Origin of the sequence: Pseudomonas endophytica, from assembly GCF_001411475.1 — a bacterium.
GTDB lineage: Bacteria > Pseudomonadota > Gammaproteobacteria > Pseudomonadales > Pseudomonadaceae > Aquipseudomonas > Aquipseudomonas endophytica.
On record NZ_LLWH01000174.1, the window covers coordinates 22,348 to 35,356 of the forward strand.

General features: G+C 53.3%; 14 protein-coding genes, 1 tRNA gene and 1 pseudogene. 7 read left to right on the forward strand and 9 right to left on the reverse strand.

Features of this window, described 5'->3' with window-relative positions:
• Positions 1–228: 228 nt before the first annotated feature.
• On the reverse strand, positions 229–459 hold the full coding sequence (locus tag AQS70_RS13755; protein WP_055103322.1) for a DNA-binding protein: 231 nt from the start codon (positions 457–459) through the stop codon (positions 229–231).
• Positions 460–532: 73 nt separating this feature from the next.
• Here AQS70_RS13755 and AQS70_RS13760 point away from each other — a divergent pair, with 73 nt between their 5' ends.
• From AQS70_RS13760 to AQS70_RS13780, 5 genes are all read left to right on the forward strand, one after another.
• A complete protein-coding gene (locus AQS70_RS13760) occupies positions 533–916 on the forward strand; it encodes a helix-turn-helix domain-containing protein (protein WP_055103323.1) in 384 nt (127 codons plus the stop codon).
• Positions 917–1,048: 132 nt separating this feature from the next.
• Entirely contained in the window at positions 1,049–1,687 is a 639-nt protein-coding gene (gene gacA, locus AQS70_RS13765; protein ID WP_055103334.1) for a response regulator transcription factor GacA, read from the forward strand.
• A 2-nt stretch (positions 1,688–1,689) separates the two neighbouring features.
• Positions 1,690–3,513 (forward strand): excinuclease ABC subunit UvrC, encoded by a 1,824-nt coding sequence (uvrC, locus tag AQS70_RS13770; protein ID WP_055103324.1) that lies wholly within the window; start codon positions 1,690–1,692, stop codon positions 3,511–3,513.
• A 32-nt stretch (positions 3,514–3,545) separates the two neighbouring features.
• Entirely contained in the window at positions 3,546–4,103 is a 558-nt protein-coding gene (pgsA, locus tag AQS70_RS13775) for a CDP-diacylglycerol--glycerol-3-phosphate 3-phosphatidyltransferase (RefSeq protein WP_055103325.1), read from the forward strand.
• Positions 4,104–4,169: 66 nt separating this feature from the next.
• Positions 4,170–4,245, forward strand: a tRNA-Gly gene (locus tag AQS70_RS13780).
• A gap of 292 nt (positions 4,246–4,537) precedes the next feature.
• Here the strand turns inward: AQS70_RS13780 and AQS70_RS13785 are convergent.
• Positions 4,538–5,577 (reverse strand): annotated as a pseudogene (locus AQS70_RS13785) (zinc-dependent alcohol dehydrogenase family protein).
• Positions 5,578–5,763: 186 nt separating this feature from the next.
• Here AQS70_RS13785 and AQS70_RS13790 point away from each other — a divergent pair.
• Positions 5,764–6,246: an Lrp/AsnC family transcriptional regulator gene (locus AQS70_RS13790; protein WP_055103326.1), complete on the forward strand. Its 483-nt coding sequence runs from the start codon at positions 5,764–5,766 to the stop codon at positions 6,244–6,246.
• 187 nt (positions 6,247–6,433) lie between these two features.
• Here AQS70_RS13790 and AQS70_RS13795 read toward each other — a convergent pair whose 3' ends face one another.
• From AQS70_RS13795 to AQS70_RS24080, 5 genes are all read right to left on the reverse strand, one after another.
• On the reverse strand, positions 6,434–8,044 hold the full coding sequence (locus AQS70_RS13795; RefSeq protein WP_055103327.1) for an amidohydrolase family protein: 1,611 nt from the start codon (positions 8,042–8,044) through the stop codon (positions 6,434–6,436).
• 98 nt (positions 8,045–8,142) lie between these two features.
• A complete protein-coding gene (locus AQS70_RS13800; protein WP_055103328.1) occupies positions 8,143–9,372 on the reverse strand; it encodes an MFS transporter in 1,230 nt (409 codons plus the stop codon).
• A 44-nt stretch (positions 9,373–9,416) separates the two neighbouring features.
• On the reverse strand, positions 9,417–10,307 hold the full coding sequence (locus AQS70_RS13805) for an amidohydrolase family protein (RefSeq protein WP_055103335.1): 891 nt from the start codon (positions 10,305–10,307) through the stop codon (positions 9,417–9,419).
• Between the two features lie 243 nt (positions 10,308–10,550).
• Positions 10,551–11,039 carry an RHS repeat domain-containing protein gene (locus AQS70_RS24075; RefSeq protein ID WP_055103329.1) on the reverse strand — a complete coding sequence of 163 codons (489 nt, stop codon included), beginning with the start codon at positions 11,037–11,039 and terminating at the stop codon, positions 10,551–10,553.
• Positions 10,979–11,710, reverse strand: coding sequence for a hypothetical protein (locus tag AQS70_RS24080; protein WP_479551603.1), 732 nt, complete (start codon positions 11,708–11,710; stop codon positions 10,979–10,981). Before AQS70_RS24080 ends, AQS70_RS24075 begins: the two co-directional genes overlap by 61 nt.
• On the opposite strand from AQS70_RS24080, the gene AQS70_RS24330 reads away from it, so the two are divergent.
• Positions 11,594–11,881 (forward strand): hypothetical protein, encoded by a 288-nt coding sequence (locus AQS70_RS24330; RefSeq protein ID WP_420912353.1) that lies wholly within the window; start codon positions 11,594–11,596, stop codon positions 11,879–11,881. The two genes, AQS70_RS24080 and AQS70_RS24330, sit on opposite strands and share 117 nt — an antisense overlap.
• Here the strand turns inward: AQS70_RS24330 and AQS70_RS13825 are convergent.
• Together AQS70_RS13825 and AQS70_RS13830 are read right to left on the reverse strand one after the other, a co-directional pair.
• Entirely contained in the window at positions 11,866–12,381 is a 516-nt protein-coding gene (locus tag AQS70_RS13825) for a hypothetical protein (protein ID WP_055103332.1), read from the reverse strand. The genes AQS70_RS24330 and AQS70_RS13825 overlap by 16 nt on opposite strands.
• Positions 12,378–13,009: RHS repeat-associated core domain-containing protein (locus AQS70_RS13830; protein WP_277620592.1), on the reverse strand; the 632-nt coding region annotated here is incomplete at its 5' end. The genes AQS70_RS13825 and AQS70_RS13830, both read right to left, overlap by 4 nt.

Sequence of the window (13,009 nt, forward strand, 5' to 3'; positions counted from 1 at the left end):
ACTCAATGGTCAGGAGCTTACTCGAGACCCAGCGCTGGATTCAATTAAAACTTGCGGCCTATCTGGTGACCAGGTCGTGCTGCTGATATACGTGATGATTGAGCGGGTGCGACAACTTTATACACATTTGTTTATCGGTTGGTTTGGCAGCCAAGCAGCAGAGGTCTAATCTGTTCATATGTTTCATCGGGCAACCTGCTCGATTAAGCGCATACTCAAGTCAGTTCGTCACTTTTTAGCTTCAGTTGCGTCGCCAGGAGGAGAAAGAATTATGCCGTCTTTCATTCCCAGCAGTACCGCTACCTTGTGCGCCTCTCCGCGCTTTCCTTTTTTGCGTCCAGAAAGCACTTGATAAGTGGTTGCCGGATCAACGCCATGTTCTCGAGCGAACTCTTGAACGGATTTTCCCTGGTGCTCGAGCCAGGCTTTTGCTTGAGCGGCAGTACGGATTTCGTCCATGGTTTAAAACCGTTTAATGTTGTTCAATAGTGTTCGTTTTTTATAGAATACACTATTCTTGTGAGTGTTTAATATGGATTCGCATATTCAAACGGGTGTAATTGGCTCGCGTTTACGCAAGGAAAGAGAGCGCTTGGGGCTCTCGCAAAAAATATTCGGCGAAATTGGTGGGGTCGAAGCGAATGCCCAAGGCAAATATGAGAACGGTGACCGTGCGCCCAAAGCGAACTACTTATCACGAGTGGCTGAGCGCGGAGTAGATGTGCTGTATGTTTTGACTGGCACGCGCACCCCGACATTAGTCGATAACCTGACTCAGCTAGAGGAGAAGGTTTTGGTTAATTATCGCGTGCTGCATAAAGACGATCAGGAGGCTATTGATCAATTAACGACTAGCTTGGCGCAGATGTCGGTTGCGCTTCCGATGCGTAAACGGCAAGAGCCCAATGACACATGAGTCAATGAGAAGGCTCGATTAGCGCTCAATGCACAGGCTTATCGAGTCACGAACGCATGATAGGTAGGTCGACTGAATTATTTTTGCTAAGGTAGGCGGCACCAACTAAGACGCAATATGCGAGGTGTCGACTTGATTCGGGTTCTGGTGGTCGATGATCACGATCTTGTGCGTACGGGCATTTCACGAATGCTGTCTGATATTGATGGCCTACAGGTCGTGGGTCAGGCCGAGTCTGGCGAGGAGGCACTCGTCAAAGCGCGCGAGTTGAAACCGGATGTGGTCCTGATGGACGTCAAAATGCCTGGAATTGGTGGTCTAGAAGCGACGCGTAAAATAATGCGTAGCCACCCGGATATCAAAGTTGTGGCTGTCACGGTGTGTGAAGAGGATCCTTTCCCCACACGTTTACTGCAAGCAGGCGCTGCGGGCTACATGACCAAAGGAGCTGGCCTGGCCGAAATGGTACAGGCAATCCGGTTAGTGTTTGCTGGACAGCGTTATATCAGTCCGCAGGTCGCTCAGCAGTTGGCTCTCAAGTCTTTCCAGCCTGCCAGCAACTCTCCTTTTGATGCCTTGTCTGAGCGTGAGATCCAGATTGCGCTGATGATTGTCGGTTGCCAAAAGGTGCAGATCATTTCCGATAAGCTTTGCCTGTCACCCAAGACGGTCAATACCTACCGCTATCGTATTTACGAAAAACTTTCAGTCACAAGTGATGTTGAATTGACCTTATTGGCCGTTCGGCATGGCATGGTTGATGCTGGATAAAGATGACTGACGTGTTTGATTCGAGTGCATTTCTGTCGACGTGTAGCGGCAGACCCGGCGTGTATCGCATGTTTGATAGTGATGCGCGTCTACTTTATGTAGGCAAAGCTAAGAACCTGAAAAAACGCTTGGCCAGCTATTTTCGTAAAACCGGTCTTGCACCTAAAACAGCGGCGCTGGTCGGGCGCATCGCGCAGATCGAAACTACGATAACTGCAAACGAAACCGAGGCGTTACTGCTTGAACAGACGCTTATTAAAGAGTGGCGGCCGCCGTATAACATTCTGCTGCGCGACGATAAATCCTATCCGTACGTATTTCTATCCGATGGTAAATACCCACGGCTGAGCATTCATCGCGGAGCGAAAAAGCAGAAAGGTAAGTATTTTGGTCCTTACCCCAGTGCGGGTGCGATTCGTGAAAGCCTGAGCCTTTTGCAGAAAACATTCTTGGTCCGTCAGTGCGAAGACAGCTACTTCAAAAATCGTACCCGGCCATGTTTGCAGTATCAGATAAAACGTTGCAAAGGGCCGTGCGTTGGCTTGGTTGAGCCTGATGTTTATGCCCAAGATGTCCGCCATTCAGTGATGTTTCTTGAGGGGCGTAGCAGTGCGCTGACTGAGGAACTGGGTAATGAGATGGAAGAAGCGGCCAGCACCCTCGATTTTGAGCGTGCAGCTGAACTGCGTGATCAGATTTCGTTGTTACGTCGAGTTCAAGACCAGCAAAGCATGGAAGGTGGCACCGGTGATGTCGATGTGGTGGCTGCTTTTGTAAACCCAGGGGGCGCGTGCGTACATTTAATTAATGTGCGCGGCGGTCGAGTGCTGGGTAGCAAGAACTTCTTTCCGCAGGTCGGTATTGAGGAAGAGGTGGCAGAAGTCATGGCCGCTTTCCTCGGGCAGTACTACATCAGCAGCCCTGAGCGTGATCTGCCGAGCGAGTTGATCGTCAACGTAGAGCACGAGAGTTTCGCTGCAATCAGCGATGCAATTGAAGCGTTACGCGGCCGAGAAATGGCTATTAGCTATCGCGTGCGTGGCACCCGTGCTCGCTGGCAGCAATTGGCGGTCACTAATGCTGAGCAAGCGTTGAGCGCGCGTCTGACAAACCGTTTACATGTTGCCGCGCGCTTTGAAGCATTGGCTCAAGTACTAAAACTCGACGAGATTCCGCAGCGGCTGGAATGTTATGACATCAGTCACTCTAGCGGCGAAGCGACCGTAGCGTCTTGCGTGGTATTTGGCCCTGAAGGCCCGATCAAGTCTGATTACAGGCGTTTTAACATCGAAGGTGTCACCCCCGGTGATGACTATGCCGCCATGCATCAAGCCTTGATGCGACGCTTTAGCCGACTTAAAGAAGGGGAGGGCAAACTGCCTGATATTCTGTTGGTCGACGGCGGTAAGGGGCAGTTATCTATGGCCCGCGATATGCTTAATGAATTGGCAATACCGGACTTGATTTTGCTCGGGGTAGCCAAAGGTGCAACACGTAAAGCTGGTTTCGAAACCCTTTATCTGAATGATGCGGCTCATGAGTTCACCTTAAAAGGTGACTCCCCAGCTTTGCATTTGATCCAGCAGATTCGTGACGAGGCTCACCGATTTGCAATTACAGGACACCGTGCTCGACGTGGAAAAACCCGTAACACTTCAACCCTAGAAGGGATTGCGGGCGTAGGCCCGACTCGCCGCCGTGAGTTGTTGAAACATTTTGGTGGATTACAAGAGCTGTCTCGTGCAAGCATCGAAGAAATTGCTAAAGCCCCCGGCATCAGTAAAAAGCTCGCAGAGTTGATTTATGCAAACCTACACAGCGAGTAGAATGCCCCCTTACCTCGTAGCCAGTTGTGCCGATGAATATCCCTAATTTGATCACCGTTCTACGCGTTCTACTGATTCCGTTCTTTATTTTGTTGTACTACCTTCCCTATAGCTGGAGCTATGTGGCAGCAAGCTCGGTGTTTGCTTTTGCAGCGGCTACGGATTGGCTGGACGGTTATCTGGCACGCCGACTGGAGCAAAGCACGCCGTTTGGTGCCTTTCTAGACCCTGTCGCCGATAAATTGATGGTGGCGGTTGCGCTGGTGTTGCTGGTGCAAGAGCATCACAACTTCTGGCTGACTTTGCCGGCTGCGGTGATTATTGGTCGCGAAATTGTCATCTCCGCTTTGCGCGAGTGGATGGCAGAGCTTGGTGCACGAGCCCAGGTAGCCGTATCCAACATGGGTAAATGGAAAACTGCGGCGCAAATGTTGGCTTTAGTTATTTTGTTGGCAAATCCATCTGACTTTAGCCTATGGGTGTTGGTTGGATATGCATTACTGATGATCGCGGCGGGGTTGACACTATGGTCGATGGTTCACTACTTACGAGCCGCATGGCCGCACTTAAAGACCACCTCAACCAAATAAATAAAACTTTTTGAATCAAGGGGTTGACGCATTCTTCGAAACCTATAGAATGCCCAACACCAAAACGCGGGAATAGCTCAGTTGGTAGAGCACGACCTTGCCAAGGTCGGGGTCGCGAGTTCGAGTCTCGTTTCCCGCTCCAAACATAGCGCTGCAGAGCTATTTTGAGTTCTGTAAGTGATTGAAATAAGGACCTTCGGGTCCTTTTTTCGTTCCTGCACCATCCACTGAAATCCACCGGTATCGTCGAATACCAATTGGCTATGTCCATTGCCGTCAAAACTCTAGGTTTTGAACCCGAATAATGCCCCCGCATTGCGATGCAAATTATCGCCCGCACCGCCTTCGAGCCCAATGTCTTTAAGACTCAAGCGCTGGAATACGGCGGTTATAGGATGGGCTAGGAGCAGAAACACCTTCACCTGGCTGGCTTTCTAGAACTCGGTCACGACGGTGACGCCGGCCGTCTCGAAGCGATCCATGTTCATCAACGCGTCGATTGACTGCTCCAAGCTGATAGTTTTACCCACAAGTTTGTCCGGGGCCAGTTTTCCGCTGGTGATCATCTGGATCATGGCGTCATAACGATGGGCTTGCATGCCATGGCTACCGTAGATCTCCAGCTCGTGCGCGATAACCTTGCTCATGGGAATTGCCGGAGTGGCGTGGTCGGCAGCATCAGCCCCACTTGGACGTGTTTGCCTCGACGCCGCAGGTTGTTGATGGAGTTGAAGCACGTGGTGGGATGACCCAATGCATCCAGCGATACGTGGGCGCCGCCTTGGGTAATTTCAAGCACGGCTTCGGTGACGTCCGCAACGCCGTGTGCGTTCACGGTCGCTGCGGCGCCGATCGCGCGCGCCAGCTCGAGTTTTTCTTGCGAGATATCGATGGCGATGACGTTCGCGCCGAGGGCCTGGGCGATCATCACTGCGGACAGCCCAACACCTCCGCAGCCGTGTACCGCTACCCACTGTCCGGCGCTGACTTTGCCTTGGTCAACGACGGCGCGGAATGAAGTGGCGAAGCGACAACCTAGGCTTGCAGCGGTGGCAAAGTCCATGCTCTCAGGGAGTGCCACGACGTTCAGGTCAGCTTGGTGTATTCCGACGTACTCAGCAAATGACCCCCAGTGGGTGAAGCCCGGTTGAAATTGCGTATTGCACACTTGCTGGTTACCGCTGTTGCACTCGGGACACGCGCCACACCCACCCACGAAAGGCACGGTTACACGGTCGCCGACCTTCCACCGGGTAATGTCGCTGCCAACTTCGGCCACGATGCCGGCAAGCTCATGCCCGGGAACATGCGGCAACTCGATGTCAGGATCATGCCCCTTCCAGCCGTGCCAGTCGCTGCGGCAAACCCCCGTACCCCGCACTTGTATCACTACACCGTGACGCTCCGGCGTCGGATCTTCGACGTCCATCAAACGCGGCGGTTTGGAAAAGGCTTCGTAGACAACTGCTTTCATGAAAGTAACCTCGACCTAGATAGACACGGCGCTGTAATCGACTGATCCGGTGTACGCGGTTCGGTACGAACCAGCGGTGATCCATTATGTGCGAATGCGTTGAAATTGCTTTTCAGATTGCAGTTGATAGTGCGCGCCGAATGAAATTAATCTTCATGATTTGGCATATGACTGAAAGGATCAACCATGATCGAGCGTCTGGATAAGGTGGATATTGCAATATCAGAGCGACTGCAACGCGATGGGCGACTGTCGAATGTCAAACTGGCGGAGCAACTTTCACTCAGCGAAGCCTCCTGTTGGCGTAAACAAAAGCGCCTCGAGGAATACGGGGTAATTGAGGGGTATCAAGCTATCCTGAATCGTAGAAAACTGGGCCTAGGAGTGATGGCGTTTGTTCAGATCTCCTGCAGTGATCACAGTGAAGAGGCCACACAAAATTTTGAAAAAATCATAGCGTCGGCGCCTCAGGTCCTCAGTTGTCACAATACAACCGGCGAGGCGGATTTCTTACTTCAAGTTGTCGCCAGAGACTTGGACAGCTACAGCAGATTCGTTGAAAAGGTACTGAGAAAGCTCCCGGGTGTATTGAGCATCCGCTCGCACCTTTCGCTTCGGGAAATGAAGACCACGCATCGTTTTCCGGTGGCTGAGCTTTTGAGCATCTAAGGGCCTTGTCTGGGCACGGAGCATACAGGTAAAAAACGCCAAAACTTCTGAGGTTAAATGAGTCAGTTCTGGGCGCCATTGGTGGCTCGCCTTAATGGCTCAGGGCGGCTGCTGGCGTTCATTATAGGCGCCGTGGCCCAATCTTCAGGTGTTGATCGGGCGCGGCCTTTAGGTGGCTTTAACGGTTTTAGAACCCATACAGCTGCGCAGGGTTATCAACCAGAATCTGCTTGATGAGCGCGTCGTCGTTTTCAACCCAGTTAAACAACATCTCCAGCAGGCTGGCATCGTTGGGCATCGGTACAGGTATACAAGGATGTGGCCAATCGCTTGCCCACAGTAGCCGGTTTGGATTCGCTTCGATCAACGCCCGAGCATAGGGCGTCACGTCGTCGTAGGGGAGGTCTTGTGACGCAGTAAAGCGATAGGCGCCGGAAAGTTTGACCCACGCACGGCCTTCTTTTAACAGGCGTAGCAGGTCTGTGAACCCAGGATGGTCCAGCCCGCTGCTGGTGGGCATATGCCCCATGTGGTCGATGACGACTGCAACGGGCAGGCTAGCCACAGTCTCGTACAAGTCAGCGAATTCGGTGATATCGATCAGCAGTTGAAGGTGCCAGCCAAGTGGCGCAACTTTTTTTGCCAGCGCAGCGACATCCGAGACCTCAACGCCACTTTTAAAGATCAGGTTGACGCGTACACCGCGAACCCCGAGGTCGTGCATCGCCCACAAGGTTTGTGTATCTGTATCGGTGTCGATCACAACAACACCACGGTATGCGCTGCCTGCGTCTTTCAGCGCTGCGAGCGTTGTGCTGTTATCCGCTCCGTAGACGCTGGGTTGGACGATGACTCCGCGACTCAGTCCCAGGGTTTTCTGGACACGCTGAAACGCCTCCAGTGATGCGGGCGGTGGGGTGTAGGAGCGGTGAGGGGAGAACGGCTGGCCATTTTCGTTACCAAAAACGTGGAAGTGGCAGTCGCATGCACCCTCCGGTAACGTGCGCAGCAGTGTGCGGGGTTCAGGATCCGGGCCTGCGCATTGGGGAGCGTAGGTCTCGCCCAGCGAACTCATGCGAGTGATTTCCCAGCCTTGCAACCCTCGCAATCCGTTACGTTCGGCGGAGTTGATGATTTGTTGCCAGGTGACTCGTCTGGCGAGGTCGGGATCACCGAGCTTAATCGCCTCAAAGATCGCCCGATGTTCAGCGAGCAGCGTCTCACCCAGATTGCTTGAACGAACTAGGCGGTTCTCCAGCGAAGCTGCTTCGTAAACGTGACTGCAGAGGAAAATGATGAAATTTCGAAAGTATTCATTGCCTGTGGCATCGGCAATTGCGCGCTTGAACTGGAGGCTGTGTTCCACCATGTCCTGACGGTTTTGTATGCCAGCGCGCAGGGTTTCCAATGCCGCCGCAATCTTGTTGAGCTGACTGAGTGATCGCCTTCTGGCCGCCATAGAGGCTGCGGCCACTTCGAGGTCCAAGCGTAGTTCATATAACTGACGAAGCTTGTTGCTATCGGTCAGTTCTTCTTGAGTAATCCGGAAGCTGTTTTGGTTGGTCTGGGTTGCAACAAATACCCCAAGCCCCTGTCGACTGACGACCAAACCGGCCGAATTGAGTCGAGCGACGGCCTCACGCACGACATTTCGGCTAACAGCAAACGCTTCGGCCAGTCGGCTTTCGGTTGGGATACGTTCGCCGGGACGGAGTCGTCCTTCACGGATTTCGTTTTCTAGGTGACGAAAAATTTCAACCGAGAAGTGATCGCGTCGCCCAATTGCTTTTATAGTCATTTTACTCAGTCATCAAATGTCAGTTTCAATAGCTTGAAACGTCAAACGCCCACGCACCGAGCGATGCGTGAGCGTTACTCTAACAAATGATGGCTCACTCAGTGTAATTGCTTGCCCTTGGTTTCCGGGAGGAACAGGGTCACCACGATGACAAGGCAGTAGGCGCCTCCTGCGAAAATCGCGATCGCGGTGCCCAAGCTGTATTGGGCGCTTATGAAACCAACAAGTCCGGGAAACAGAGCGCCGACGGCACGCCCGAAGTTATATGAGAACGCCTGGCCGTTGGCTCTCACTGCCGATGGATACAGCTCGGTCAAAAAGGCGCCCATGCCGCTGTAGATACCTGAGGCTGCAAAGCCTAATGGAAATCCGAGAATCAGCATCTGGGTATTGGTCAGGTTCAGTTGCATGTAGCAGACCACACTAATGGCTGATAACACGGCGAAGAGAATGAAGTTGGGGCGGCGCCCCAAGCGGTCAGATAGGAACGCGCCACAGACATAACCAAAGAACGAGCCGATGATAACAACCATCAGGTAACTGCCTGTACCGAAGACCGACAACCCCTTTTCCAGCTTCAAATAGGCCGGTAGCCACGTCGTGATTGCGTAGTAGCCACCTTGCACGCCCATGCAGAGCAGGGCAGATAACAGGGTGGTGCGCAGAAGTGCGGGTGAGAAAATGTGCCAGAAAGCAACCGAGTTGCCTGTTTCGCTCTGGTTCTTTTTAGTCTGTAGGAACACTTCGGGTTCTGGCACATACTTGCGAATGTAGAGAACGAGCAGCGCAGGAACGATGCCTATCCAAAATAGTGATCGCCAGGCGAGATCCTCGGGTAGGAAGCTGAAGGACAGGGTGTATAGCAGGGCGGCGGCGCCCCATCCCACAGCCCATCCGCTCTGAACAATACCGACGGCTTTGCCGCGATGTTCTGCGCGAACCATCTCGCCGATCAGCACTGACCCTACGGCCCACTCGCCGCCAAATCCAAGCCCTTGCAGCGCGCGGAGGACGAACAGCTGTTCGAAGTTTTGCGCGAATCCGATCAGTACGGTGCAGATCGAGAACCACAGAATGCTGATCTGCAGCAACCGCACGCGACCGTAGCGGTCGGCCAGAATGCCGGCCCCCCATCCGCCGATCGACGAAAAAAGTAACGTGACCGTACTCAGTAGCCCCACTGACCCCTTGTCAATGTGCCAGAGGGTCATCAACGAGGCGATGACAAAGGTGAACACCATGAAATCCAGAGCATCCAGCGCCCAACCACCAAATGCAGAATAGAACGTACGTTTCTCAACGGTATTAAGTTCGCTAAACCAACTCATGGTTATCCTCCGGGCAACACCGTGGCGTTGCTTGGTTGTTGTTTTTATTTGAAGTCGTAGAGAGCGGCAGGGTTATCTACCAAAATACGCTGTCGTTGGCGCTCACTGGGCGCCCATGCGTGCAAGCGTTCGAGCAGTAAGCCGGTGTCGGGGGGGCTTTCGAGTGCCACGTGGGGCCAGTCGCTGCCCCACACCATTCGTTCGGGAGCGGTGTCCAGCAATGCATGGGCGAGTGCATCTGTATCGGCGTATTCTGGTTGCTGATCGCTCAGGCGATAGGCTCCCGATAATTTGACCCACCAGCCGTGTTCCGACACGTTTCGCAGCAGTGCTTCAAACCCGGGCTCTTTAACCCCCAGATGGGCTGGGAAGTGGCCTAAGTGGTCAATCACCACGGGGCAGGGCAGCTTAGCTATCCGAGCCTCAAGCTCACTTAAATACCGAACGTCAATCAGAAACTGCATGTGCCAGCCAAGGTCGGCAACCCGATTGGCAAGGTGCTCCATCGCGTCCAGATTCACGCCGCCGCGAAACAACACATTAATGCGAACCCCGCGTACACCCAAGGCATGCATCTTCGCCAGCTCTTCATCGCCAATCTGTTCGTTTATTACCGCGACGCCTCTCAGTTGCTCTTGATGACGTTTCAATACGTCGAGCATGTACCGGTTATCGGTGCCGTAAACACTCGGCTGCACTAATACGCCTCGCTGTATCCCGATCCTTCGCAATACATCCAGATACAGCCCCTCAGGTGCAGGAGGCGGGGTGTAGCTGCGATCGGACACAAGGGGATAACGTTCAAAGTCGTCGCAGATTACGTGTGCATGTGTGTCGCATGCCCCAGTCGGCAATACGAAGCTCGGGACCGTTACTTCTGCTCCAGGTGGCGCACAGGAAGGTGTCGAGTCAATGGCGGATTTTGGGTGAGACATGAATTTCATCTCCTCGAGCGCTTTTCGCGCGCCATCGCGGTTGGTAAGCAGAGCTTGTTGGTTGTTGGTTGTTGGTTGTCCAACAAGTGATGGCATGTTGAGTTTTCGGCACTGCCTTGTCAATGCGTATAGGCGCGGATTTTTACAGTGGCTTGCGGGATTAGAAGTAGCGGTCAGCGGCTGCCTCGTCGGCATATTCAAGGCTCAACCTTGTCACGAGCAGTTTCTGCTGGGCGATCTAGGTCAAGATTTATCACCGTAACCCTTGTTGAAATCGGGCATATCAGGATGCTTGATCGAACTCCGGTCGTAGCGGGTGCGGGTGTGCAGTTGGCCCTGGGTGCGCAGCACTTCGTCGTGCAGGTTGTCGCGCTCGAAGTCGCAGATCACCCGGCCATTGAGGTTGATCTGGTGCAGGTGACCGCTGCCGTAGTACAGGTGGTTGATGGCACGCTGGTCGGGCAGGGTCAGGGTTTCGAGGTTGCTCAGTTCATCGTAGTGGTATTTCAGTTCCCCGGCAGCGCTGGTTTCGCTGAGCAGTTGTCCGTTCTTGTCGTAGCTGAATACCAGCGGTTGTTGCTGGCCGTTGAGGTCGGTGAAGGTGATCGACAGTAAGTTGTCGGCGTTGTCGTAGGCGTATGCGGTGACGCCGTCGGCGGTTGTTTTTTTGATCAAGCGCCCGGCGGCATCGCGTTCGAAGCGGTGTTTGAGCGGCGGGCAGTCATCGGCCATGCATCGGCTGGTGCCGGGGCGGGCACATGATCCACGCCGCTGACATCGCCCACGGCGTTGTAGTGATAAAGGCGCCCGCTGCTGTCCAGATCGCGCTGGGCAATCAGCCGATCCAGCGCATCCCAGCCGAAGGCGTAGGCTTCGTTGTTTTCGTTGGTCAGCTTTTTCAGGCGGCCATAGGCGTCGTAGCTGAACTGCACGCTATGGCCCTGAGCATCGGTGCGCTGTTTGACCCGGCCACTGAGGTCGTACTGGTAGCGGGTGGTCTGTTGGGCGGGGTCGGTGTAACCGATGATCTGGCCGGCGGTGTCGCGCTCGTAGCGGTCGAGGCGGCCGTCTGGGCGTTCGCTTTCAATCAGCAAGCCACGCCGGTCATAGCGGTAACGCTGGCTTTCACCGCGTGCGTTGATGCTCTGGCTGAGTTGCCCGCGGGCATCGTAGCGGTAGTGGGTTTCGGCGTTGGAGCAGTCGCGGTAGCTGAGCAGTTGACTGTATTTGTTCCAGTCCAGGGTTTTGTGTTTGCCTGTGGCGTCGGTGATGGACACCACCCGGCCTTGCGGGTCGTAGCCGTAATGGATGGTGTGCCCGAGCGGGTCTTGTTCGCTGAGCAGGTTGCCGCGCTCGTCGTAACGGTAGGTGTGGGTACGCCCGCCGCGGTCGGTGATGCTCAGCGGCAGCGCCCAATGTTCGGTGTAGTAGAGGCGCTCGCTGCGGCCCAGCGGGTCGCGGGTTTCGATCAGACGGCCGATTTCATCGTAGGCGTAATCCTGTGGCTGAGATCACACCATGGCCTTTGCCGCGCTCAGTTACTGAACCTTCGCCTTAATCAGGATGAGGCCTGATTAGGCTTTTTTTCCCAAAATTTTGCGCCTTCTGACATCATCAACTTTTGCAGAAACTCGTCCACCGAGTTCGCTGCTTTGGGCCAATAATTTCTCTCATCCATAGGTAAGATAACGTAAATTTCTCCTTTGGGGCTCATCATGAGTAAGTCTGAGTCCCCATAAAATCTGCCAAAAACGATGTCTCCTTCTAAAAGGTCGTTACATCTAATCGTTTTCTGATATTCGGTTTCTTCTGCGGCCTCTAGGGGGGGGAGAATTTCAATACCCCATTGCCCGTACTTGTCATCTTTAAATAGTTCTGCGTGTTCAAAAATTTCCCACATACCAATAAGCTCGATTGTGGACTTAGGGAAGAGTTCAAGTATGGCGTCACTTGTAATGCCATTTGAAAAGTGCGATCTCAACATGAATGGACATTTTTCCCCAAAATGACTGGCGCTTCTTGCAACGGACCAGTCACTCTTGATTTTTTCAATAATTAATTCGAGTCTGCTCATAAGCCACCATAGTCTCGCCAAAATGCATTAAATAAATCTTGGTGTGTTTTTCTTTGTACAGGTACTAGGTTCCAAAAAACATTATTTCCGCCGTATTCTCTTGGTTTTATGTGGTGTATGTCATATTCAGACCACCCGCCCCGGGGCGTTGTATATCCACGGTCGTACCACTCTTTGATGAATGCTCCCCTCTCTTTGGCTCCCCATGAAATTCTATCCTTGATTGGGACTTTTCCGCCTATCCCGATTGGGAATTTGATGCTTCGTCCCGTTCTTTGGTCTAGCACTTTTGGATAAAGTTTCAGCAGGGCTTGGATGCGTATAGCTAAGTTTGATGTTTTAGTTGAAGCATTTTCCTTGCAAGATAAACCCCAAGGGTCGATCCAGTTCTGAGAGTTAGCCGCGTACTGATAAAGATTGATCCCACCCAGCAACCCAATCGGATCCGGCTGGGTAAATCGCCCTATATCCGGGTCGTAAAACCTGAAGGTGTTGTAGTGCAGGCCGGTCTCGCGGTCAAGGTATTGGCCTTGAAAACGCAGGTTCTGTTCCTGTCCGTACTGGGAGCGATGCCATTCATCTCGGCTGTTGCCCCAAGCTTGGTATTCGCTGTGCCAGACGCTTAGGC